The sequence below is a fragment of the Kitasatospora sp. MMS16-BH015 genome (assembly GCF_002943525.1).
In the GTDB taxonomy this organism is placed as follows: domain Bacteria; phylum Actinomycetota; class Actinomycetes; order Streptomycetales; family Streptomycetaceae; genus Kitasatospora.
Genome location: NZ_CP025394.1, coordinates 6,143,812 through 6,167,377, shown reverse-complemented (window position 1 = coordinate 6,167,377; position 23,566 = coordinate 6,143,812). Strand labels below are relative to the sequence as shown.

The 23,566-nt window shown below is 73.9% G+C and carries 16 protein-coding genes; 4 read left to right on the top strand and 12 right to left on the bottom strand.

What is annotated here, in order from left to right; translation table 11 throughout:
- Positions 1–147: 147 nt before the first annotated feature.
- Positions 148–2,238: a type IIA DNA topoisomerase subunit B gene (locus CFP65_RS26545; protein WP_104818549.1), complete on the bottom strand. Its 2,091-nt coding sequence runs from the start codon at positions 2,236–2,238 to the stop codon at positions 148–150.
- Between the two features lie 579 nt (positions 2,239–2,817).
- Between CFP65_RS26545 and CFP65_RS26540 the strand changes: the two genes are divergently transcribed.
- Entirely contained in the window at positions 2,818–3,048 is a 231-nt protein-coding gene (locus CFP65_RS26540; protein WP_104818548.1) for a hypothetical protein, read from the top strand.
- A 202-nt stretch (positions 3,049–3,250) separates the two neighbouring features.
- On the opposite strand, the gene CFP65_RS26535 is transcribed toward CFP65_RS26540, so the two are convergent.
- From CFP65_RS26535 to CFP65_RS26505, 7 genes are all read right to left on the bottom strand, one after another.
- On the bottom strand, positions 3,251–4,102 hold the full coding sequence (locus CFP65_RS26535; RefSeq protein WP_104818547.1) for a trypsin-like serine protease: 852 nt from the start codon (positions 4,100–4,102) through the stop codon (positions 3,251–3,253).
- A gap of 227 nt (positions 4,103–4,329) precedes the next feature.
- A complete protein-coding gene (locus tag CFP65_RS26530; RefSeq protein WP_104818546.1) occupies positions 4,330–5,952 on the bottom strand; it encodes an RNA polymerase sigma factor in 1,623 nt (540 codons plus the stop codon).
- 613 nt (positions 5,953–6,565) lie between these two features.
- The gene (locus CFP65_RS26525; RefSeq protein ID WP_104818545.1) at positions 6,566–7,438 is read right to left on the bottom strand and encodes a FadR/GntR family transcriptional regulator; all 873 of its coding nucleotides are present in this window, start codon (positions 7,436–7,438) and stop codon (positions 6,566–6,568) included.
- A gap of 433 nt (positions 7,439–7,871) precedes the next feature.
- Positions 7,872–8,702 carry a hypothetical protein gene (locus CFP65_RS26520; protein WP_104818544.1) on the bottom strand — a complete coding sequence of 277 codons (831 nt, stop codon included), beginning with the start codon at positions 8,700–8,702 and terminating at the stop codon, positions 7,872–7,874.
- Between the two features lie 3 nt (positions 8,703–8,705).
- The gene (locus CFP65_RS26515) at positions 8,706–10,064 is read right to left on the bottom strand and encodes an ABC transporter ATP-binding protein (protein WP_104818543.1); all 1,359 of its coding nucleotides are present in this window, start codon (positions 10,062–10,064) and stop codon (positions 8,706–8,708) included.
- Positions 10,065–10,336: 272 nt separating this feature from the next.
- Complete coding sequence (locus CFP65_RS26510; RefSeq protein WP_104818542.1) at positions 10,337–11,080, bottom strand: NUDIX domain-containing protein; 744 nt, start codon at positions 11,078–11,080, stop codon at positions 10,337–10,339.
- Positions 11,081–11,288: 208 nt separating this feature from the next.
- The gene (locus CFP65_RS26505; protein WP_104821142.1) at positions 11,289–13,430 is read right to left on the bottom strand and encodes a glycogen debranching N-terminal domain-containing protein; all 2,142 of its coding nucleotides are present in this window, start codon (positions 13,428–13,430) and stop codon (positions 11,289–11,291) included.
- A 1,060-nt stretch (positions 13,431–14,490) separates the two neighbouring features.
- Here CFP65_RS26505 and CFP65_RS26500 point away from each other — a divergent pair.
- Positions 14,491–15,804 (top strand): alpha/beta fold hydrolase, encoded by a 1,314-nt coding sequence (locus tag CFP65_RS26500; protein WP_104818541.1) that lies wholly within the window; start codon positions 14,491–14,493, stop codon positions 15,802–15,804.
- 68 nt (positions 15,805–15,872) lie between these two features.
- Here CFP65_RS26500 and CFP65_RS26495 read toward each other — a convergent pair whose 3' ends face one another.
- The gene (locus tag CFP65_RS26495) at positions 15,873–17,504 is read right to left on the bottom strand and encodes a DUF4192 domain-containing protein (RefSeq protein WP_104818540.1); all 1,632 of its coding nucleotides are present in this window, start codon (positions 17,502–17,504) and stop codon (positions 15,873–15,875) included.
- A gap of 243 nt (positions 17,505–17,747) precedes the next feature.
- Here CFP65_RS26495 and CFP65_RS26490 point away from each other — a divergent pair, with 243 nt between their 5' ends.
- Entirely contained in the window at positions 17,748–20,066 is a 2,319-nt protein-coding gene (locus tag CFP65_RS26490) for a RecQ family ATP-dependent DNA helicase (protein WP_104818539.1), read from the top strand.
- A gap of 273 nt (positions 20,067–20,339) precedes the next feature.
- The gene (locus CFP65_RS26485) at positions 20,340–20,972 is read left to right on the top strand and encodes a hypothetical protein (protein WP_174805574.1); all 633 of its coding nucleotides are present in this window, start codon (positions 20,340–20,342) and stop codon (positions 20,970–20,972) included.
- 93 nt (positions 20,973–21,065) lie between these two features.
- Here CFP65_RS26485 and CFP65_RS42600 read toward each other — a convergent pair whose 3' ends face one another.
- The 3 genes from CFP65_RS42600 to CFP65_RS26470 all read right to left on the bottom strand — a co-directional run bounded on the left by CFP65_RS42600 (position 21,066) and on the right by CFP65_RS26470 (position 23,522).
- A complete protein-coding gene (locus CFP65_RS42600; RefSeq protein ID WP_104818538.1) occupies positions 21,066–21,467 on the bottom strand; it encodes a hypothetical protein in 402 nt (133 codons plus the stop codon).
- Between the two features lie 327 nt (positions 21,468–21,794).
- Complete coding sequence (locus CFP65_RS26475; protein ID WP_104818537.1) at positions 21,795–22,478, bottom strand: ribonuclease HII; 684 nt, start codon at positions 22,476–22,478, stop codon at positions 21,795–21,797.
- A gap of 153 nt (positions 22,479–22,631) precedes the next feature.
- Complete coding sequence (locus CFP65_RS26470; protein WP_254552578.1) at positions 22,632–23,522, bottom strand: carbohydrate ABC transporter permease; 891 nt, start codon at positions 23,520–23,522, stop codon at positions 22,632–22,634.
- Positions 23,523–23,566 lie beyond the last annotated feature (44 nt).

Sequence of the window (23,566 nt, the reverse complement as noted above, 5' to 3'; positions counted from 1 at the left end):
GGAGGCGCCCGGGGGCGCCGGAGGGACGTGTACCGACGCCCTCAAAGCTACGGAGATCGGCTCCACCGGGGATCGGAGCCAGGGTTGAACCGGAACGGGAAGGGCCCTCCACCCGGGGGTGGAGGGCCCTTGTGCCGAACGTGACCGTCAGGCGTCGATGCGCGAGCGGTCCAGCGTCGCCGCCGAGTCGACGATGAACTCCTTGCGCGGGGCCACGTCGTTGCCCATCAGGAGGTCGAAGGTCTTCTCCGCCAGGTCGAGGTCGCCCAGGTTGATCCGGCGCAGGGTGCGGTGGCGCGGGTCCATGGTGGTCTCGGCCAGCTGGTCGGCGTCCATCTCGCCGAGGCCCTTGTACCGCTGCACCGGCTCCTTCCAGCGCAGCCCCTTGCGCTGGAACTCCAGCATGGTGGAGCGCAGCTCGGAGTCGGAGTAGGTGTAGTGGTACTTCTCCTGGCCCCGCTTGGGGTTGGTCAGCTCGATCCGGTGCAGCGGCGGCACGGCGGCGAAGACCCGGCCCTGCTCGACCATCGGGCGCATGTACCGGTGGAAGAGCGTGAGCAGCAGGGTGCGGATGTGCGAGCCGTCGACATCGGCGTCGGCCATGAAGATGACCCGGCCGTAGCGGGCCTGGTCGATGTCGAAGGTGCGGCCCGAACCAGCTCCTATGACCTGGATGATCGAGGCGCACTCGGCGTTCTTGAGCATGTCGGCCACCGAGGCCTTCTGCACGTTCAGGATCTTGCCGCGGATCGGCAGCAGGGCCTGGAACTCCGAGTTGCGGGCCAGCTTGGCGGTGCCGAGCGCGGAGTCGCCCTCGACGATGAAGAGCTCGCTGCGCTCCACGTCGTCGCTGCGGCAGTCGGCCAGCTTGGCCGGCAGCGAGGAGGTCTCCAGGGCCGTCTTCCGGCGCTGGGCCTCCTTGTGCTGGCGGGCGGCGACCCGGGTGCGGGCGGCGGCGGCGATCTTCTCCAGGACGGCGCGGGCCTGGAGCTTCTCGTCCTTCTTGGTGGAGGAGAGGAAGGCCTTGAGCTCCTTGGCCACCACGGCCGCGACGATCCGGTTGGCCGCCGAGGTGCCGAGCACCTCCTTGGTCTGCCCCTCGAACTGCGGCTCGGCCAGGCGGACGGTGACCACCGCGGTGAGACCCTCGGTGGCGTCGTCCTTGGTCACGTCGTCCTCGGCGACCCGGAGCACCTTGGTAGCGCGCAGGGCCTCGTTGACGGTCTTGGCCAGCGAGCGCTCGAAGCCGGTGACGTGGGTGCCGCCCTTGGGGGTGGCGATGATGTTGACGAAGGAGCGCAGCGTGGTGTCGTAGCCGGCGCCCCAGCGCAGCGCGATGTCCACCCCGAGCTCGCGGGAGACCTCGGTGGGGGTCATGTGGCCGAACTCGTCCAGGACCGGCACGGTCTCCTTGAAGGTGCCCTCGCCCTGGAGCCGGAGCACGTCCGAGACGCCCTTGTCGGGGGACAGGAACTCGCAGAACTCGCTGATGCCGCCGTCGAAGCGGAAGGTCTCCTCCTCGACCTTCTCACTCTCCGTCAGCCGCTCGTCACGGACGATGATGGTGAGGCCGGGCACCAGGAAGGCCGTCTGCCGGGCGCGGGCGTGCAGCCCGTCCAGCGAGAGCTTGGCCTCCTTGAGGAAGATCTGCCGGTCGGCCCAGTAGCGGATCCGGGTACCGGTGCGGCCGCGGGGGCCCTTCCGCTTGGTCATGCCGTTGGCCGGCTCGAACGGGGCGTCCGGGCTGAGCTCGGTGAAGATTCCGGGGGTGCCCCGGCGGAAGCTGATCGCGTGGGTGGAGCCACCGCGGTCGACCTCGACGTCGAGGCGGGCCGAGAGCGCGTTCACCACGGAGGCACCGACGCCGTGCAGACCGCCGGAGGCCGCGTAGGAGCCGCCGCCGAACTTGCCGCCCGCGTGCAGCTTGGTCATCACGACCTCGACGCCGGACAGGCCCGTCTTGGGCTCCACGTCGACCGGGATGCCGCGGCCGTTGTCGCGGACCTCCACCGAGGCGTCGTCGTGCAGCACGACCTCGATCCGGTCGCAGAAGCCGCCCAGGGCCTCGTCCACCGCGTTGTCGATGATCTCCCAGAGGCAGTGCATCAGGCCGCGGCTGTCGGTCGAACCGATGTACATGCCGGGGCGCTTGCGGACGGCCTCCAGGCCCTCCAGGACGAGCAGGTGCCGGGCGGTGTAGTTGGACCCGTCGTCGGCGATCCGGGGCTGCGCGCTCATCGGGCCACCTCCCCGCTCCCCGCCCCGCGCACAGTGCGCAATCCCATCGTCCTGGACCACCCTTCGATCAGTGCTTCCGATCAGTGTTACGGCCGGCGCGCCCAGCGGGGTGCCGACCGGTGCCGGACGCTCCGCCGACACCCGAAGTGTTCCCGATGCCTGAGACAGCGGTGGTTCGACCCCGTGCGACTTGTACGCGCTGCGCGAACAAGGCCCGCCCCGGTTCCGAGGGTCGCGGGGCGCCATCTCCACCTCCCGCCACGGGTCCTGGCGGATCGTAGCGCTCGGCACAGGCGGTGGAACTGCCGATATGCAGGCTACCGGTGCCGGTGGTGGGGCTTATGCTCCAACCCAGCGGAGGATTATGCTACGCGGACTTCGGCCGTCGCCTCGATCGGGCGTTCGAGGCCCCGGGGGCGCCCTCGGAATCGGCAGGCATGAACCACCGACGCCGTGGGCACGTCCTCAGCAACAACACAGCAGAATCCTCAGAGAAGAAAAGCCACGAGCGGGAACGTTTTCGGCCTGGTTGGATGTTGACCCTGGTACGACAGCTCGTCGAGCTAGAGAAGAGGCGACGTGACTACTGTTCTGACACCTGCGAGCCCGCTGACCGCGGCAGACCGCTGCGACCGTTGCGGCGCCCAGGCCTACCTGCGCGTCGTACTCGCGAGCGGCGGAGAGCTGCTCTTCTGCGCCCACCACGGGCGGAAGTTCGAGCCTGAACTCAAGAAGATCGCCGTCGAGATACAGGACGAGAGCGGCCGTCTGACCACGGTCGCCACCCACGCCCCCGACGACGAACGCTGACCTCGCGGCTCGCTCGGCGAGCTGAGTCGAGCTAGGCGTCGAGCCGGGTGGCAGCCCTCACCAGGGGCTGTCACCCGGCTCTGTCATATCCACCGCGCGCCACTCAGTGGAGTCACCCGACTACGCCGGGTTGACCGACCGTCAGCGGCGCACGAGCTTCCCGCCCGCGGTGGACGGGCCTGCCGCCGGCAGCACGCGGGCCTCAGAACTGGCCGCGCACCGCGTCGGCCACCGCCGAGAGCCGGGTGTACACGCCCGGGTGGGCCGCCTCGGCGCAGCCGGTGCCCCAGGAGACCAGGCCCACCAGGCGCCCGGCCACCACCAGCGGGCCCCCGCTGTCGCCCTGGCAGGCGTCCCGGCCACCCTGCTGCTCCCCCGCGCAGACCATGCCCCGCGCGTCGAAGCCGCCGTTGGCAGCACCGCCCGGGTAGGCCGAGGCACAGGCCCCGTCCGGCACGATCGGCACCTCCACCCCGCGCAGGCTCGGCGCGTAACTCCCGTCACCCCGAGTGTCGCCCCAGCCGTACACCTCGGCCTCGGTGCCCGCCGTGTACGGCTGCGCGTCGCCCTGGTCGACCAGGTCGAGCGTCGGCACGTCGGTCTGCGGCTGGCTCAGCGTGAGCACCGCCACGTCCTGCATGTTGCTGGCGAAGGAGTACCGCGGGTGCACCCAGATCGACCGGACGGTCACCTCGCGGCCGTCCTGCCGGGTGAGGTCCTGCCGGCCGACCACCACCCGCAGGCCGGGCCGGGTGGTCGGGCGGCCGCTCTCGTCGTAGAAGCAGTGCGCCGCCGTGACCACCTTGGTCGGCGTGACCAGGGTGCCGCCGCAGAACTGGCCCGACCGGGCCGCGCCGAACTGCTGCCGGCTGGCGATGGCCACCACCCAGGGGTGCGCGGACAGCGGCACCGCCTGGCCGCCCACGATCCGGCGCTGCGCCTGGGCCGGTGCGGCGGCGCCGAGCGCGAGCAGCGGGCCCGGCAGCGCGGCGAGCAGCGCCACGGCGACCGTCCGGCGGCGACGGCGGGACCTGACTTCCGGGGTGGGCTGCACCGGTCACTCCAAGCTGGTTCGACGACAGGGAACCGACCCAGCGTAGTCGGCCGATCACCTGAGGCGACGTCAGCGGCGCCCGACTCCACCCGTACGAGCGACCCCTCCCCGCCCCCGACCTGACCCCACCGCGGCCTCGGCCGGCCCGGCACGCGCGAGGGCCCGGAGTGCTGGTGCAGCACTCCGGGCCCTCGCGGTGTCGCCGGTCTCTCGGTCCAGCCGGTCTTTTAGTCCAGGTAGTCGCGCAGCACCTGGGAACGGGACGGGTGGCGCAGCTTGGACATGGTCTTCGACTCGATCTGGCGGATGCGCTCACGCGTCACGCCGTAGACCTTGCCGATCTCGTCCAGCGTCTTCGGCTGACCGTCCGTCAGGCCGAAGCGCATCGACACGACGCCCGCCTCGCGCTCGGAGAGCGTGTCGAGCACCGAGTGCAGCTGCTCCTGGAGCAGGGTGAAGGAGACCGCGTCGGCCGGGACGACCGCCTCGGAGTCCTCGATCAGGTCACCGAACTCGCTGTCCCCGTCCTCGCCGAGCGGGGTGTGCAGCGAGATCGGCTCGCGGCCGTACTTCTGGACCTCGATGACCTTCTCGGGGGTCATGTCGAGTTCCTTGGCCAGCTCCTCCGGGGTGGGCTCGCGGCCCAGGTCCTGGAGCATCTGGCGCTGGACGCGGGCCAGCTTGTTGATGACCTCGACCATGTGCACCGGGATGCGGATGGTGCGGGCCTGGTCGGCCATCGCGCGGGTGATCGCCTGACGGATCCACCAGGTGGCGTACGTGGAGAACTTGTAGCCCTTGGTGTAGTCGAACTTCTCGACCGCGCGGATCAGACCGAGGTTGCCCTCCTGGATCAGGTCCAGGAAGAGCATGCCGCGACCGGTGTAGCGCTTGGCCAGCGAGACCACGAGACGGAGGTTGGCCTCCAGCAGGTGGTTCTTGGCGCGGCGGCCGTCCTCGGCGATGATCTCCAGCTCGCGCTTGAGCTTGGGGGCGAGCTTGTCGGCGGCGCTGAGCTTGTCCTCGGCGAACAGGCCGGCCTCGATGCGCTTGGCGAGCTCGACCTCCTGCTCGGCGTTGAGCAGCGGGACCTTGCCGATCTGCTTGAGGTAGTCCTTGACCGGGTCGGCGGTGGCACCGGCGACGGCCACCTGCTGGGCCGGCGCGTCGTCCTCGTCGTCGTCGGAGAGCACGAAGCCCTGGTCCGACTCCTCCTCCGGAGTTTCGGCACCGCCCTCGGCCTTGTCGCCGGGCAGCGCCACGTCCTCGAGGAGCTCCTCCTCGCCGATCTCGTCCTCGCCCTTGGCCTTGGCGGCCGTCTTCTTGGCCACCGCCTTCTTGGCGGGGGCGGCGGCCTTCTTGGCCACGGCCTTCTTGGCAGGCGCGGCGGCCTTCTTCGCGGCCGCGGCCGCGGTGCGGGCCTCGGCCATCTCGATGCTGTCGACGACCGTCACCTCGACGGCGGCAGCCGTCACGGTGGAGGCGGCGACGCTGGCAGCGGGGGCGATCCGCACCGGCGGCTTGGTCGGGGCGGCGGGCGTGCGGGTGACCGCGGCCTTGGTCGCCGTGCGCTTGGTGGTGCTCTTGGCGGCAACGCTCTTGCGCTTGGCACCGGCGGGCTCCGCCGCGCTCACCATGAGGTCCACCCCCTCCTCAATCAGCACCTGATTGAGGCTGCGCATGACGTTCTTCCACTTGGTGACCGGGATCTGGTCCGCCTCGAATGCCTGACGCACGTCGTCACCGGCGATCTGCCCCTGGGCCTTGCCCCGCTCGATGAGCGCGAGCAGAGCTGCGGACTCGGCGATCTCGGGGGGGAGCGAACGGGATGTGCTGGCCGACACGAACAACCTCTCGGACGAAGAGTGGGACTCGAACCCGTACCGGGCCGCCCGAGAGGGCGGGGAAGGATCACGCGCAGACACGCACGCGCTGTCGATTCCGACCGGCTCGGGCTTGAGACTGGGTTTGCTTGAGGACTGGCTTGCGGGCGGCAGCAGCGCCGCAGACCAACACAGCATTGTGACACTGTGACGGTATTCCCGGAGCTGCTTCCGCTCCGTACACATCGCTGCTACCCCTCAAGTGTTACGCATGGCCTTCGTGGCGCCGGTCACACCGGCGCCACGAGTCGTCCGGGAGGCCCTGCCGGGAGGTCCGGGCCGGTCGCACGGGCCGACCGCACCCACCGGCCACAAGGGCCGGGTACGCACGGGCGGCCGCGGGGCGGCCGACGTGAGTGATCCCGCTCGCGTGAGCGATCCCACTGGCGTGAGCGATCCCACTCGCGTGGGTGCGACCACGCGAACTCGACCGCTCGAACTCGACCGCTCGAGCCCGACCGCTGGAGCCCGACTGCGTGAGCTCGACCGCGTGAGCGGGCGGACCGGTTGCTCGGTCCGCGTGCTCACCGCCGTCGCTCTCGCGGTCGGCGCGTGCGGTCAGCGCGGGCAGCGCGGGCAGTCAGTGCTCACGGGGGGCCGGTACACCGTGCTCGACCTCCGGGTGGACGGTGAGCAGGGCCCGGACGGCTGCCTCGGCGGCAGTGCCGTCACCCGTGCCGAGCGCGTCGACCAGGCGGGTGTGCAGGCTCACCGAAGCGTCCGAGGGACGCTCGCAGGAGGCCGACTGACCGCCGGAGACGTGCAGGGCGCAGGAGATGATCCCGGACAGGTGCTCCAGCATCCGGTTCCCGGCCATCTGGAGCACGAGGGCGTGCAGCTCGGTGTCGGCCCGGCCGTAGCTGACCAGGTCGCCCTGGGCTCCGGCGTGGGCCATGATCTCGATCAGCTCGACCAACCGCTGCTGGACGTCCTCCCGGCCATGGCCGGCGGCCAGCCGGGCGGCCAGCGGCTCGATCGCCCAGCGGAGCTCGAAGAGCTCGCGGCGCTGCTCGTCCCGGGCCGGGCCGAAGGCGCGCCACTCGATGATGTCGGGGTCCAGCAGGTTCCAGTCGGTGACCGGACGGACCCGGGTGCCGACATTCGGCCGGGCGCTGACCAGGCCCTTGGCCTCCAGCACGCGGAGGGACTCGCGGACGACCGTCCGCGACACCTCGAAGCGCTGGCCGATCTCCTCGGGGACGAGCGGGCGGTCGGCGCCCAGGTCGCCCGAGACGATCATCTGGCCGAGCTGCTGGACGAGCTGGCCGTGCAGGCCACGGCCCCGGCTGCTCGTGGTCTTGCGGCCGACTCGTGAGAGCTCGGTCTCGGAGCCCTCCCAGCGGGGGGCGGGGGGGACGGGCCGGTCGGCGTAGGAGAAGCGGTCCAGCTCCGCGGAGCCGACGGTGTCGGTCGAGCGGGCGGCGGTCATGGTGGGGTGCGCAAGGGTACTCACACGTCCTTTGTCGGCGATCGGCGGGCCCGGCTTGAGAATTCTCGTGAAAAGCACACGAAAGGGTGATCGCCCGTGACCGGATAATTGACCTCTTATCAGCAAGAAGCAGATATTTCGGGCGCATTGTGGCGATCTTCATGACAGCCAGTCACCACCGCATCGGCACGGGTTGGTTGGCGCCACGGGGGTGGCGCGGACCACCGCGCCCGGGGTGGCCGACGGGGTGGCGCAGCAGGAGCTGCAGGGGTGGCGAAACTGGCTGGCCAAGGCTGGCGTTACGGGCGAAGCACTGGTGGCGCGCATAGTGGCGCGGTCTGGCGCCACCGGGGTGGCGAACTCCTTCTCCAGCTGGGCGAGAAGCCTCGGCCGGAGCCCCCGGGGCCGGGCCGGCCAGGCCGGCTCCCGCGCCGGCTCCCGGACTGGCTGGGGTGAGTCACATCGCACGGCGGCGCGCCTGGAGCAGGAGGCTGCAGGCCAGCAGCAGCACCGGCGGAGCGACCAGCACCGCCAGCACCAACGGATCCACCGCGCCGAGCTGTCCAACCTGGTGGCCCAGGCCGCCGGAGCCGCCCGGCAGGCGGTCGAGGCCGTACTGGAAGGGCAGCAGCTCACGCACCCGCTCCGCCCAGCCGGGGCCGAACTGACGCAGCGCCAGCGTGGTCGCGGGCTCGGCCAGCACCGGGAGGGCGCAGAGGATCAGCAGGCCGGCGGCGGCGCTGCGCACCAGGGAGGTGACCAGCAGGCCGGTCCAGGCGGCCACCGCCACCGCGGCCGCGAACAGCACCAGCGGGCGGAGCACCGAGCCCGGGTGCCCGAAGTGGTCGGGGTGCACGGCGGCCAGAGTGAACAGCCGCCCGGCGTGCGCCCCCGGCGCGAGCGCGAGCCGGAGCACCACGGCGTCGACCGCGAGCGTGGCCACCGCAAGGGCCACCGCGACGACCCCGATGACCGCCAGCTTCCCGCTCAGCAGGCCGAGCCTCCGCCGGTACGAGACCCGCGAGGCGGCCAACCCCGGGTGGCGCACCTCGTGCCCGTACGAGAGGGCACCCAGCGCCCCCGCCCCGAGCGCGGCGATCGGCAGGGGCAGCAGCGGCACGACGGCGGTGACCGTCCGCACGGCCGCCCCCACCCCGAGCTGCCCGGCGGGGAGCTGACGGGCCAGCAGCGCGGTGACCACCGCATCGGCGAGCAGCACGGCACCGAACAGGAACCAGGTGGAGCGGAGGCCGCGCAGTCGCCGCACCTCGTAGGCCAGTACGCGCACGGGTCACTCGCTCCGGGGGTCGGTGGGGGTGGGCAGGTGAGCCTCGGCCGGCCCGGCCGGCGCAGCCGCCGGGGTGGGCGCAGCGAGCTGGGCGGACGGCGCAGCCGCCGGGGCAGGCCCGGCGAGCGGGGAGTACGGCGCCGTTCTGGGGAGAACCACAGTCTCGGCGGCGCTCGGGAACTGCCCAGAAGCCGGAGCGGGAGCGGGGGTGGGAGCGGGAGGGGCAGCCGGGGTCGGGGCGGGCACCTGGCCTGGAGTCGGGCTCGGGGCTGGGGCCGTCCTGGCCGCCTGCGTCGGGTGCGGGGGTGCCGCTTGGAGGGTGGCGAGCGGGGCCACGGGGAGGGGGTGGGGCTGTTCCTGCTGATGGGACAGGAGGTCGACCGGGTGGGGCTGAAGTTGGGACTGGAGCTCGGGGTGGGATTGAGCTTGGGGGTGGAGCTGGACGTGGCCCGAGCGGCCGGAGGCGGTGGGGAGGACCGGGCGGCTCGGGCGGGTCAGGGGCTGTTCGACCACCCGGTCGGCCAGTTCGTGGAGCAGGATGCCGTGCCGGTAGGCGAGTTCGCCGATCTCGGTGCGGCCGACTCCGCTCACGGCGATGCCCACGGCGCCGTCCCGCCTGACCTGGGCGCCCTGTTCGGTGAGCAGGTCGGCCAGCCGGGCCATCTGCGGGCCGCGGACGGCCACCTCAGGGTGCAGCCGGGTGCGGCGGAACTCGGTGACGGGCTGGTCGGCGACCAGCCGTCCGTGGTCGATGGTGATCACCCGGTCGGCGAGGAGTGAGGCTTCCTGCGGGGTGCGGGTGGTGACCAGGACGGTGCCGCCGGACACGGCGAAGGACCGCAGGAAGGAGTGGAACCACTCGACGTTGCGCGGCGACAACTCCTCGGTGGGGCAGTCAAGCAGCAGGGCGTGCGGATCGCCGAGCAGGGCGCCGGCCAGGGCCAGGCGGCGGTGCATGCCCGGCGAGAACGAGCGCAGCCGGTGCTCGGCGACGCCCGCGAGCCGGGTCTGCTCCAGGAGTTCGTCCGCCCTGCGGGCCGGGACGCCGATCGCTCCGGCCAGCATCCGCAGGTGGCCGCGCGCCCGCCGACCGGGGTGCCCGGCGGACGGCCGGCCCTCGGTGAGCAGGACGCCGACGTCGCGCTCCGGCCGCCGCAGCCGGCGGTAGGTCCGCCCGCCGAACAGGGTGATGCCCTGGCCGCGTTCCAGCTCGACCATCAGTCGCAGGGCCGTGGTCTTGCCGGCTTCCTCCGCGCCGAGCAGCGCGGTGACCATCCCCGGACGGGTGTCGAAGCTCAGGTCGAGCAACGCGGGAGGGCGGCCTCGGCGGTAGACCTTGGTCAGTCCGGTGGTCTGGATCATCGCTGCCTGCTCCCACGTCCTCGGCCGACGGAGTCCGCGGGGCACGGGTGGTGTCCGTGCGTGCCCGCCCGAGCACAGTAGGCCCGGGAGGTGGAGATTTCGGGCATTCCGGGTGGCCCGTCGGCGCTTTGGCCGCGCAGCTCACTCGATCAGGCGACAGCTCCGGCACCCGCCGACTGGACGGCCGCCCCGGAACCCTGGGGCGGCCGTTCGCACGTCGGACTCAGGGCTCCCCGCTCCCGGCCGGCGGCCGCCGGCGCCCGGCCACGGGCTCAGGACTCCGGGCGGAGCATCGGCGGGTTGAGGACGGTGGCGCCGCCCGCCTTGAAGAGCTGGGCGGGGCGGCCGCCCTGACGGGTCGTGGTGCCACCGGTCGGGACCAGGAAGCCTGGGGTACCGGTGACCTTGCGGTGGAAGTTTCGGGGATCGAGGGCCACGCCCCAGACCGCCTCGTAGACCTGGCGCAGCTCGCCGACGGTGAACTCCGGCGGGCAGAAGGCCGTGGCCAGCGAGGAGTACTCGATCTTCGACCGGGCTCGCTCGACGCCGTCCGCCAGGATCCGGCCGTGGTCGAAGGCCAGCGGCACGCCGTCGGCGGGGCTCTGGCCGATCAGCTCCCCGGCGGGTGCCCACCGGGCGCTGCTCGCGTCGCCGCCGGGACGCGGGGTCGGCAGGTCGGGGGCGAGCGCGAGGTGCGCCACGCTCACCACGCGCATCCGGGGGTCGCGCTGCGGGTGGCCGTAGGTCGCGAGCTGTTCGAGGTGGGCCCCGGCGGAGTTCTGACCCGAGGCGGAGTGGGCGCGCAGGCCGGTCTCCTCCGCGAGCTCTCGGGAGGCGGCCTCCGCCAACCCCTCGTCGGGACGGACGAAACCGCCCGGCAGGGCCCAGTACCCCTGGTACGGCGGCTCGCCACGCCGGACCAGCAGCGCGCACAACGCGTGCTCCCGCACCGTCAGCACCACCAGGTCGACCGTGACAGCGAACGGGGGGAAGGCCGACGGGTCATAACGGGACATGGGGACGATGATAGTCGTCTCTCTGACGATAAGCACAGACTCGGAAACCCCGGGGATCGCTCCCCGCCGCTCGGCACTCCATCCGTCTCGTTCTGCACCCGTCCTACCCCGGACGGAGCCGCTCCACTCCCCCGGTCTCGCCACTCCCCCGGTCTCGCCACGCCTCCGGCGGTCGACGACTCCACGTGGCGACCCCGTGCTACCGGCGTCAGCGGGCTCCCAGGAGCAGCGAAGGCGATGCCTCCTCGACCACGGCGACACCGATCCGGCTGACCCGGACCGAGAACGGCTCCCCCGCGACCCGCAGGCCGGTGAGCTCCAGCTCGCCGAGCGGGGCCGTACTGGCGGGGCGGACCACCACCCGACCGGCCGGGACGTCCGGGCGGATCCCGGCGAGGGCGGTGACCAGGTGGACACCGGCGGCCGAGGCCACGGCCGCCGGGCGGCAGGCCGCCGGGTGTGGCACCGGCGGGCAGCCCGGGACCCGCTGCTCCCCCGCGTACATCTCGGGCAGCCGGCCCTCGAAGTGCGCCGAGGCGTCGAGCAGACCGGTGAGCAGCTCCCCCGCCTCCCGCTCGAACCCCGCCCCGGACAGCCCGGCCACGGCGAGCGCCGTCTCGTGGACGCGGACCGCTCCGCTGCGGTGCCCGATCGGATTGAACCGGGGGGACTTCGCGCTCAGGGTGCGCAGGCCCCATCCGCAGTCGAACTCCGGGGCGACCAGCCGCTGGGCCAGCACCCTGGTCTGCTCGCGGTCCAACAGGCCCTCGTGATCAGCGCCCTCGGCGGCCAGACCGAGGTCGAGCAGGTGGACGAAGGAGGCGGCCACCGTCGGCAGCGGCCGGCCGGGGGCGATCAGTGCGGCGGCCGGGCGGCCGCCTGACAGGTCGTCGATCCAGAACTGCTCGCGGAAGCGCTCCCGCAGGCCGGCGGCCCAGGCCCGCCACTCGGCGGCGCCGGGGCGGCCGAACGCCTCCAGCAGATCGGCGCCGTGCAGTGCGGCCCGATGTGCCTGGGCCTGCGCCTCGCAGCGCGCCGGGACGGGGCGGGCGCTGCGCTCCTCGGCCGTGCGGCCCAGGTCGGTGACGAAGCCGACCGGGCCCTCGATCACCGGGGCATCCGGCTCGCTCCCGAGCGCGGGGCGCGCGCCGACGGGATCGGTCGCGAGGTTGGCCCGGAGGGCGGCGAGCGCCCGCTCCGCGGCCGGGAGGAGGTCGGCGACCTCCTGGGTGGGCATGCCCCAGCGCCAGGCCTCGGCCAGCACCGTGACGAAGAGCAGCGTGGCCTCGGTGGCCGTGCAGGACGGGGGAAGCTCAGGGCCCGCGTGGCGAAGCGCACCGGGGATCACGCCCTCGGGGCGTGCGCCCCCGGGGTACTGACGGCGCGCGAGGGCGCGCAGGGTGCCTGCGGCCAGGCGGGTGCCGAGGGGCAGGGTGAGTCTGGCCGCCCAGAGCGCGTCCGCCGAGGTGAGGCCGAAGCGCCAGGGGGCGCCGGAGGCCGAGTAGAGGTCGGTGGGCCGGTCGGCGTCCGCGAGCAGCAGGCCGGCCAGTGCGTCGAGCGAACGCGGCAGCAGCAGTTCGGCGCGTGAGTCGTCGCAGCGCACCCCGGGTGCGGACCACGGCAGCGGCACGCCGGGGCCGCGCCCGGTCGGCGGCCGGACCGCCGGCGGGGTGAGCGACTGGAGCTCGCTGCGCAGCTCGACCGACCACCGCGCGCCCGGCTGCACCTCCAGATCCCAGCGCAGGACGCCGGCCCCGGCCAGGACGGCGTGCGGGGAGGGCTTGGCCGAGACGGTCGCGCTGTGGTGCGGACCGGCCCAGCGCAGGCCAGCCGACTGGACCTGCGCGGGCAGGTCGGGGGTGCGGTGGCCTGCGGCGATCTCGGACAGCTGGCCGAGGTCCGTGCCAAAGGTGATCTCCAGCGGCAGCCGAGCCGGGCGGCCGCCGGTGTTGCGCACGGTGACGGTCTCCACGCCGTCGGCGTTCCTGAGCCGCTCGACGGTGAGCGCCGGATCAGGGTCCGGATCGCCGGGCACGCGGACCGCGCCGACGAACCTGGCCTCCGCCGCCGAGGTCAGCGTGCCCTGCAGCGGCAGCGGCTCGATGCCGCCCAGACGCAGCTCCATCCGCGCGAGGGCCCTGACGCCGGCCCGGAAGAAGCCGTGCAGGCCGTGGCCGCGCAGCTGACCGTCGGGGCCGGAGGCGGTCATCGCCGGGGCGTTGACGCAGATCACCTCGGAGTGGCCGGCCACCGGCTGCGGCCGCACCGGACCGGTCGGGCGCGGCTGGACGGGCGCGGCGGCACCGGGGTGCCCGGCCCCGGGCGGCGGGACGGCACCGGGCGGGGGCATCGTGCCGGGTACGGGGGCGGGGGCGGGGCCGAAGCCCGGGGCCGGCACCGCCCCGGATGGGAACGCCGTGCCGGGGGCGAACGCCATGCTGGCCGGCGGCACCGTGCCGGGAGGCAGAGGCACCGTGCCAGGAGGCGGCGGCACCGTGCCGGGAGGCAGAGGCACCGTGCCAGGAGGCGGCGGCACCGTGCCGGGAGGGGGCATGGCGCCCGGCGGGGCCGCCGCGCCCCGGACGGGCGGCGGGCCGGGCGGGGTGGCGGGGGTGGGGGTTGGGGTGGGTGGCACGGTGGGGGCGCTCGGGAGCGCAGACTCTGGCTCCGCCTGTGGTGGCGTCATGGCCGGCATCCGGCTCTCCTCCCTCGGCCGACCGACGACCCGTGGGCCGGTCGGCCGAGCGCGTGCTCGATCGCGATCTGGTGCTGCTGTCGGTGGTGCGGTGGCGGCCCTCGGGCTCCCCGGCTCGAGCCGTGGCCCGCCCGGGGCCCGGAGCATGGTCTGCCCAGTGGCCTGCCGGTCGAAGCCGCCGACCACAGGGGTGGCGGGCCTGCGACTGCCCGTCCTCCCGGCCGACGCCCGTGCCTCGGCCGAACACCTCGTCACGTGACGGGGCGCCAGGCGGACCGGCCGCGGGTGTCGACCAGCGGCAGCAGCAGCCGAGCCCGGTCGGCCGGCTCCGTGGACCCGAGTGGCCAAGTGGCCACCCCACGGGATGAACGCGGCGCCCGTCCCCCAGGTCACGCCGGTCGGGCAGCTGCCACCCCCTCCGGGACGACACCGAACACCTGCGCGATGGGAACGCTGCAACGCCCCCCGAGTCCACCGCGCGCCCGCCCGGGCCGACCATGGGGCCAGCCTGCCAGATCAGCCCGGTCGTGTGCTCGGGCTTCCCCGTACCGGCTCCCGGCCGCCGCCAGGATACGGTGCGCACGCGGCGGCGTTCGCACCGGGAGGACCGGAGCGACGCCGAAGCGGCCACCACCGTCGACTGCCCGGCGGGAGCTCGGAACACCGCAGGTGGCCGCCGAACCGCGCTCTTCTCCAGCCAAGAACGAGGAGTCGCATGTCCACCAGCAACCGGCTGCCCGGAATCGTCACCACCGACCACGTGTTCCAGCTGCCACTCGACCACCAGGCCCCCGACGGGGAGCAGATCGAGGTCTACGCCCGCGAGGTGGTGGCCGCCAGCCGGCAGGGCGACGACCTGCCCTGGCTGCTCTTCCTCCAGGGCGGGCCGGGCGGGAAGGCCAACCGGCCGCTCGGCCGGGACGGCTGGCTGGTGCGGGCGCTCGACGACTACCGGGTGCTGCTCCTCGACCAGCGCGGCACCGGCCGGTCCACCCCCGCCACCCGGCAGACCCTGGCCCGGCGTGGCGACGCCCGGCAGCAGGCCGACTACCTGGCGCACTTCCGGGCCGACTCGATCGTCCGTGACGCCGAGCTGATCCGCCGCCGGCTGCTGGGCGAGGAGGGCCGCTGGAGCCTGCTCGGCCAGAGCTTCGGCGGCTTCTGCACGCTGACCTACCTTTCGCTGGCGCCGGAAGGGCTGCGGGAGGCGTTCGTGACGGGCGGCCTTGCGGGCCTCCGGGTCTCCGCCGACGACGTGTACCGCGCCGCGTACCCGCGCGTCGCGCGGAAGAACGCCGCCCACTACGCGCGCTACCCGCAGGACGTGGCAGTGGTGCGCGGGATCGCGGCGCACCTGGCCAAGAACCCGGCCCGGCTGCCGGACGGCGGTGAGCTCACCGTCGAGGCCTTCCAGGCGCTCGGCCTGATGCTCGGCTCCGGCACCGGCTCGCACTCGCTGCACTACCTGCTCGAAGAGGCCTGGGTCGAGGGCGTGGACGGGCCCGAGCTCTCCGACACCTTCCTCGACGGGGTGCACGCCCAGCTGTCCTTCGCCTCGGGCCCGCTGTACGCCGTGCTGCACGAGTCGATCTACGGCCAGCGCTCCGTGGACGGGGCCGGCACCCGGTGGGCGGCCGAGCGGGTGCGGACCGAGTACCCCGAGTTCGACGCCCGGGCGGCGCTGGACTCGGACCGGCCGGTCCTGTTCACCGGCGAGATGATCTACCCCGCGATGTTCGAGACGGACCCCTCGCTCCGGCCCCTCCGGGAGACGGCCGAGCTGCTCGCCGAGCGCGGTGACTGGCCGGACCTGTATGACCCGGCCCGGCTGGCCGAGAACACGGTGCCGGTCGCGGCGGCGGTCTACCACGACGACATGTACGTCGACACCGCCGACTCGCTGGAGACCGCGAACGCCGTCCGGGGCCTCCAGGTGTGGGTGACGAACGAGTGGGAGCATGACGGCCTCCGGGTGAGTGGGGGGCAGGTGCTCGACCGGCTGATCAAGCTGGTGCGCGGCGAGGTCTGACCTCGAGGCCCGGAGCGGGCTGCGGCCGACCCGGCACCTGCGGAGCCGGCGGCGGAGCACACGCTGCTTCACTGCGGCCTCCTGGTGCCCGGCCGCGGCGAGCGACCGCCGGCCGTGCGCGGCTGAGGCAGCGGGCTGCCCGCGGTGCGCGGCTGCGCCAGGGCGCCGGCGGCGGTGTGCGGCTGCGCCGGGGCGCCGGCGGCGGTGTGCGGCGGACCGTACGACTCCTCGGCGACCGCTGCCGGGATACCGCACCCCTTGACCGGAGACGACGGCGGGGGCTCCGGGCTCTCCGGGACGACCGGGGGCTCGGACGCCTTCGCGGCGCCCGGGGGCTCCTGACCGTCAGCAGCCTCCGGGCCGTCGGCGGCCTCAGCGCCGTCAGGGGTCTTGACGGCGTCAGGGTTCTTGGCGGCGTCGAGGGGCTCCCGCCCTTCCGGGTCGGCCTGGCTCCGGGGGCCCGGCGGGCGTCGACGCGTCCGGGAACGCCCCGGTGCGGCTGGCGGGTCGGAGGGTCCGGGGCCGGGCCCGGGCGACGGGGGCTCCGGCTGCTCCGCCGCCCGGGCTGCCGGGCTCCGGCGGGCCGCGCGCTCCTGACGGATGCCGTCCAGGAGGTCGTCGGGCCGCAGCCCCGCGTTCAGGGACTCGTACAGCAGCTTGGCGAGGGTGTACTCCTCGTCCAGGTCGAGCGCCCGGGACAGGACGATCCGGGCGGTGGCGACGTCCTCCGCCAGCCAGGAGGTCCAGGCGAGGAGCGTGAGGGGGGCGGCGCCGAAGGATTCGAAGGGCGGGACGGCCCGGCGGGCGAGGTAGCGCCAGAGCCGCTGGGCCGTGGCGAGCTCGTGGGGCTCCAGGTACTCCGCGCCCCTGTCGCGGCACTCGCGGATCTGCAGGCCGGTGAGCAGCTGGGCCGTGTGCTCGGCATCGAGCTCGGCCGCGCCGGCCCGGAACGCCGTCATGGCGCGGTCGATCAGCAGGCTCACCCGGTCGAGCAGCTCGCCCCGCTCGGCGGCGCTGCCGAGCAGGCAGATCAGCGCGGGGCCGGCCCGGTGCAGCTCGACCTCGAGCCGCTCCGCCTCGGTGCCCCGGACCGGGGCCAGGGCGGCGGTGATCTCCTTCCGGCTGCCCCGGGAGGCCAGCCCGGCGAAGGTGGCGGCCGCCGCGACCGGGCTGGGCGCCCGGGAGGAGCGGATCGGGGTGCCGTCCGGCCCGCAGCAACCGGTGCCTCGGCAGAGGAAGGACCACCAGCGGCCCTCGACGATCGCCAGCGACTCGCGGACCCGGATGTCGTGATCGCCGAAGCGATCGACCAGTGCGTCCGCCAGGGGTGCCAGCCGGGCCACCACGCCCGGACGGTCGCCGTCGGCCGGATCGTGGCAGAGGTAGACCAGGACCTGGCTGGGGCGGCTGCCCCGCTGCTCGGAGAGCTCGATCAGCAGCCGGGCGGTGTCGGCGGCGATCGACGGCCAAGTATCGGGGCTCTCGGGGATGTCGAGGCGGATCACCCCGCCCTGCTCGAGCCGGGGGCCGTGCAGCCCGACGACGACGATGCTGTCGTCGGGGAAGAAGCCGAGCAGGTAGGGGAGCATCTCGGCCATGTCGCCCGGGCCGCGCATCCGGGTCGGGAGGCCGAGGCCGAGCGAGCTGGGGAGCGGGCCGGGCGTCGGGCCCGGGAGGGGTGCGGCGTGTTCGTGGTTCATGTCCGGAAGATTGACCCGCGAGATCCACTTTCGTCCGCACAGATCCTTTTCCTGTGGATAAATCGGGGGGTCCAGCAATTGATCCCCCACATGGCCTAGCCCATCTGGGCCATGAATAGGGCTGAATGACGGACAGTCAGCGACTCATCGGCCAATCGCACCAGTGACAATGCCCCCGGCACGGACCACCGGACCACCACCGCCGTGCCCCACCTGTCGGTCGGAACCGGTATTGATGGACCCATGCAGAAGCCGACCGACGCCCACGCCGAGGGCCAGCTCCCCGGCCAGGCCGCCCCGCAGTCCCCCGACCGCCCCGCCGTCCGCGCGCGGGCCGAGGCGGTGCTGCGGGAGCTGGCCGGGCCGTCCGCCGTGCTGCGCGAGGACCAGTGGCTGGCGATCGAGGCCCTGGTGATCGACCACCGGCGCGCACTCGTCGTCCAGCGCACCGGCTGGGGCAAGTCGGCCGTCTACTTCATCGCCACCGCCCTGCTGCGGGCCCGGGGCGCCGGGCCGACGGTGATCGTCTCCCCCCTGCTCGCCCTGATGCGCAACCAGGTCGACTCCGCCGCCAAGGCCGGCATCCACGCCCGCACCATCAACTCCGCCAACCCGGAGGAGTGGGAGACCATCCAGGCCGAGGTGGCCGCCGGCCAGGTCGACATCCTCCTGGTCAGCCCCGAGCGGCTCAACAACCCCGACTTCCGCGACCAGGTGCTGCCCAAGCTGGCCGCCGCCACCGGCCTGCTCGTGGTCGACGAGGCCCACTGCATCTCCGACTGGGGCCACGACTTCCGCCCCGACTACCGGCGGCTGCGCACCATGCTCGCCGACCTGGCCCCGGGCGTGCCCGTGCTCGCCACCACCGCGACGGCCAACGCCCGCGTCACCGCCGATGTCGCCGAGCAGCTCGGCACCGGCGGCGCACCCCTCGGCGGTCTCGGCGCACCCGTCGGCGCGCCCGACCACGAAGACGGCGGAGACGGCGGAGACGGCGGAGACCGCGGAGCCGGCGAGGGCCGGGACCGGGCCCTGGTGCTGCGCGGCCCGCTCGACCGCGAGAGCCTCAGCCTGGGCGTGCTCGCCCTGCCCGATCCCGCGCAGCGCCTGGCCTGGCTGGCCGACCACCTGCCCGAGCTGCCCGGCTCCGGCATCATCTACACGCTGACCGTGGCGGCGGCCGACGAGGTCACCGCCTTCCTGCGCGACCGCGGCTACCCGGTCGCCTCGTACTCGGGGCGCACGGAGGACGCCGAGCGCCGCAGCGCCGAGGCCGACCTGCTGGCCAACCGGGTCAAGGCCCTGGTCGCCACCTCGGCGCTCGGGATGGGCTTCGACAAGCCCGACCTCGGGTTCGTGGTGCACCTCGGCTCCCCCAGCTCCCCGATCGCCTACTACCAGCAGGTCGGCCGCGCGGGCCGCGGCGTCGAGCGCGCCGAGGTGCTGCTGCTGCCGGGCCGCGAGGACGAGGCGATCTGGCGGTACTTCGCCTCGCTCGCCTTCCCGCCCGAGGAGCAGGTGCGGCGGACGATCGACGCCCTCGCCGAGGCCGACCGGCCGCTCTCCACGGCGGCGCTGGAGACCCGGGTCGACCTCCGCCGGGCCCGGCTGGAGACGATGCTCAAGGTGCTCGACGTGGACGGCGCCGTCCGCCGGGTGCGGGGCGGCTGGACGGCCACCGGCACGCCCTGGGCGTACGACACCGCGCGCTACGCCAAGGTCGCCGCCTCGCGCGAGGCCGAGCAGAGCGCGATGCGCGAGTACGTGGCCACCACGGGCTGCCGGATGGAGTACCTGCGGCGCCAGCTGGACGACGAGGAGGCCCGGCCCTGCGGCCGGTGCGACAACTGCGCGGGCGCCCGGTACCGGGCGGAGTTCTCGGAGGAGGCCCTGGGGGCCGCCCGGGCCGCGCTCGGCCGGCCCGGCGTCCCGTTCGAGCCGCGCCGGCTCTGGCCGACCGGCATGGAGGCGCTCGGCGTCCCGCTGAAGGGCCGGATCCCGGCCGGGGAGCAGGCCGAGACCGGCCGGGCACTGGGCCGGCTCTCCGACATCGGCTGGGGCACCAAGCTGCGCACCCTGCTGGCCGACCAGGCGCCCGACGGACCCGTCCCGGCCGAGCTGGTCGACGCCCTGGTGAGCGTGCTGGCCGACTGGGCGCGCGGGCCGGGCGGCTGGGCCGGGGCGGAGGGCCCCGACGGCACCCGGCTGGCCCGGCCGGTGGGCGTGGTCGCGATGGCCTCCGCCACCCGTCCGGCCCTGGTCGGCAGCCTGAGCGCCCAGCTGGCGAAGATCGGCCGCCTGCCGCTGCTCGGGCAGATCGCCTACACCACCGGCCGCCCCCCGCACGGCCCCCGGAGCAACAGCGCCCAGCGCCTGCACTCGCTGGCCGGCACCCTCACCCTCCCGGAGGAGCTGCACGCCGCCCTCGCCGCCAACCCCGGTCCGGTCCTCCTGGTCGACGACCAGGTCGACTCCGGCTGGACGGTCACGGTCGCGGCCCGGCTGCTCCGCCAGGCGGGCGCGAGTGCGGTGCTGCCGCTGGTCCTGGCGGTCCAGGCCTAGCCAGGGCGAGACCCAGTGCGGGTCAGGGGGCGGAAATGCCGCCAGGCCGGGGGCGGAGATGGCCGAAAAGACCCGGTTCCACCGAATGGCGGCACGGTAGGAGTGGGATATATCTGACAGAACAGCGGCAATCGGGCTGCGTTCATCATTTCATCGTTGCCGCTCGGGGTCTCCAGACCCGAGAATTGGACCGTACCCCATGGCCGGTCCGCTGGACCCGTCTTTCGGCGTACGCACGTGCCCGCGTGCTCTGCGGGCCGGGAAAGGAGGATCGTGATCAGCGGTATCGACCGAGGTCAGTTCTCCCCGGCCCAGAGACGGTCGCTCTCCCTCGAGCACTGGGCCGAGTCCGGCGTACCGCTGCTGCGGGCGCCCAAGGAGTTCGTCACCGAGCTGCACCAGCGCCATCTGCCCCAGCCCGGCACCACCGTGCTCGCGGTGCTGGACGCCGAGCACCACGTCGCGGCCTCCGCCTCCTTCGCCACCCGCCCGCACACCCGGGACGGCTGGCAGCACCGGAACGCGATCCTCTCCCACCTGCGCCAGATCATCCCGCACGACCTGCGGCTGAGCACCCCGTCCCGGACGGCCGTGCTGATGCGCTGCCGGGACGGCTCGACGGAGTGGACGGAGCAGGACGGCGCGTGGATGTGGGCCTTGCGGGACGCCGCGACGCTGCACGGGCTGCGCTGCGGCTCGTACATCGCGCTGACCCCGGCCGGCTGGCACTCGCTGGGCGACGGACGGCGCGGGCGCACCCCGCACTCCGGCTCCTGGACCGAGGGCCCGGTGCACACCGTGACCGAGCTGCCGCCGCGCGGCGCCCGGGAGGCGGCCGAGGAGCGGGTCTGGCGTCCGTCCGCCGTCACCCCGCTGGACTCGCTGCGCCGCACCGCCGCTCGCTGACGCCCCGGACCTCACGGGGAACACCGGCACGAGCACGTCCGCCCCGGCCCAGAGGAGGGCCGGGGCGGACTGCTCGGCGGTGTCGGTGGGTGGTCAGGCGGGGACGGGGCGGTACTCGGCCGGGAGCAGCGGGGCGACCCGGGCGGTCTCGCCGCAGACCAGCAGCAGCGCGCCGACGTGGTCGAGGACCGTGCGCACGGCGCTCTCCACCCGGGCGGCGGAGGTCTCGTTGACCACCAGGACGACCACCTCGCGGCGCAGCGGGCGCGGGGTGGCGGCGTCCGCGTAGAACACGTCGCCCCCCTCGGCCAGTTGGGCCCAGTAGCCGGCCTCGCCGAAGGAGAGTTCGTGCTGCTGCCACGGGTGCGGCTCGCCGACGGTCAGGACCAGGACGTCCTCCGGACGGCGGCCGGACTCCAGCAGCTGGTCGACGGCCTCGTCCGCGCGCTCCACCGCGTCCTGCGCGGTGGCCGGCACGAACTGGACGGCCGGCACGGCGCGGCGGGGTGCCGGGCCGGGCTTGGGCGGCTGTGCGGGGCGGGGCGGCCCGGGCTTGGGCGCGCGCGGCGGAGCCGGACGCGGGCCGGGCACGACGGCCCTCGGCGCGGACGGCGTGCTGGGGACGGGGGACGCGCTGCCGGCGGCAGGCGTGCTGGGGGCTTGTGCGTCCGACTCTCGGGGGAAGGGAACGCCGGGGCCCGGGATGCTCTCGTGAATCTCCGGCTCCTCGGGGAAGGCAGGCATGCCCGAATATCTATCAAATGCCGGTCGGATGCGCACGGGCGCCCCACCCTTTGAACACAAGGACCGGAGGACAAACCGTCAGAAACCGAGGGTGAGTTGCTCGTCCTGGCTCGGCGACTCCCGGACCCGCTTGAGGTGGCTCCACCGGGGCAGTGCGTCCAAGTAGGACCAGGAGAGCCGGTGGTGCTCGGTGGGGCCGTACTCCTCCAGCGCGGCCCGGTGCACCGGGGAGGGGTAGCCGGCGTTCTCGGCGAAGCCGAACGCGGGGTGGTCCGTACCGAGTTCGGCCATCAGGCCGTCGCGGTTGACCTTGGCGAGCACCGAGGCCGCCGAGACGCAGACGCAGGACTGGTCGCCCTTGATCACCGTGCGGACCCGCCAGGGGCCGCCGAGGTAGTCGTGCTTGCCGTCCAGGATCACCGCGTCCGGCCGGACCGGCAGCGCCTCCAGCGCGCGCACCGCCGCCAGCCGCAGCGCGGCCGTCATGCCGAGCTCGTCGCACTCCTGCGCCGAGGCCTCGCCGAGGGCGTAGGCCTGCACCCAGTCGGCCAGCACCGGGGCGAGCGCCTCGCGCCTGCGCTCGGTCAGCAGCTTGGAGTCGGTCAGCCCCTCCGGCGGCTTGCGCATGCCCGTGACCGCCGCACCGACGGTCACCGGCCCGGCCCAGGCGCCGCGGCCGACCTCGTCCAGCCCGACCACCACCTGGGCGCCGGCCCGTCGCAGCGAGCGCTCGACCGAGTGGGTCGGTGGGTCGTACGGCATCGCTGGTCCTTCGGTCGCCCCGCCGGCAGCGGCCGGCGGGTTCGGGTCGGTCTGGCCGAGTCCAGCGTACGTCCTGGGCCCAGCCCGCCGAACGGCCCGGCAACCGAACGGCCCGGCGGCCGACCGCCCCCGCGCGGTCGGCTGCTCACCGGGTCAGCCCTTCACCGACCCGGCCAGCAACCCCCGGACGAAGTACCGCTGGAGCCCGAAGAAGACGATCAGCGGCACGATCAGCGAGAGGAAGGCACCGGCGGTCAGCAACTCCCACCGCCCGCCGAAGGATCCGGAGAGCTGCGCCAGCCGGACGGTCATCGGCGCCACCTCCGGGGTGCCGCCGGCGAAGGTCAGTGCGACGAGCAGGTCGTTCCAGACCCAGAGGAACTCGAAGATCGCGAACGAGGCCAGGGCCGGGGTGCAGAGCGGCAGCACGATCGACCGGAAGATCTTGAAGTGCGAGGCGCCGTCCACCACCGCTGCCTCCATCAGGTCGCGCGGCAGCTGCGAGATGAAGTTGTGCAGCAGGAAGGTCGCCAGCGGCAGGGCGAACATGGTGTGCGCCAGCCAGACCGGCGCGTACGTCCCGTGCAGGTCGAGCGAGGGGAGGACGGTCACCCCGCCCAGGTGGGCGCCGCCGGAGAACAGTTGGAGCAGCGGGATCAGTGCCATCTGCAGCGGCACCACCTGGAGCGCGAAGATCACGAAGAAGACGGTGTCGCTGCCCTTGAACCGGACCCAGGCCAGCGCGTAGGCGGCCATCGCGGCGATCACCAGCGGGAAGACCGTGGCGGGAATGCTGATCGCCAGGGAGTTGACCAGGTACGGCATCAGCCCGCCGCTGACGCCGAACCCGCCCTCGAAGAGCACCGTGTGGTAGTTGGAGAGGATCAGCTGCGGGTGAGCGAAGACCTCCCACCAACCGCTGTCCGTGACGTCCTGCTTGGGCCGGAGCGAGGTGGCGAGCAGCCCGAAGGTCGGGATCGTCCAGAGCACCGTCACCGCGATCACGAAGACCGAGGCCAACGGACTGCTGAAGCTCTTCCGCACCGCCCCGGCACCGGTGCCCGCAGCCGAACCTGAACCCTTCACAG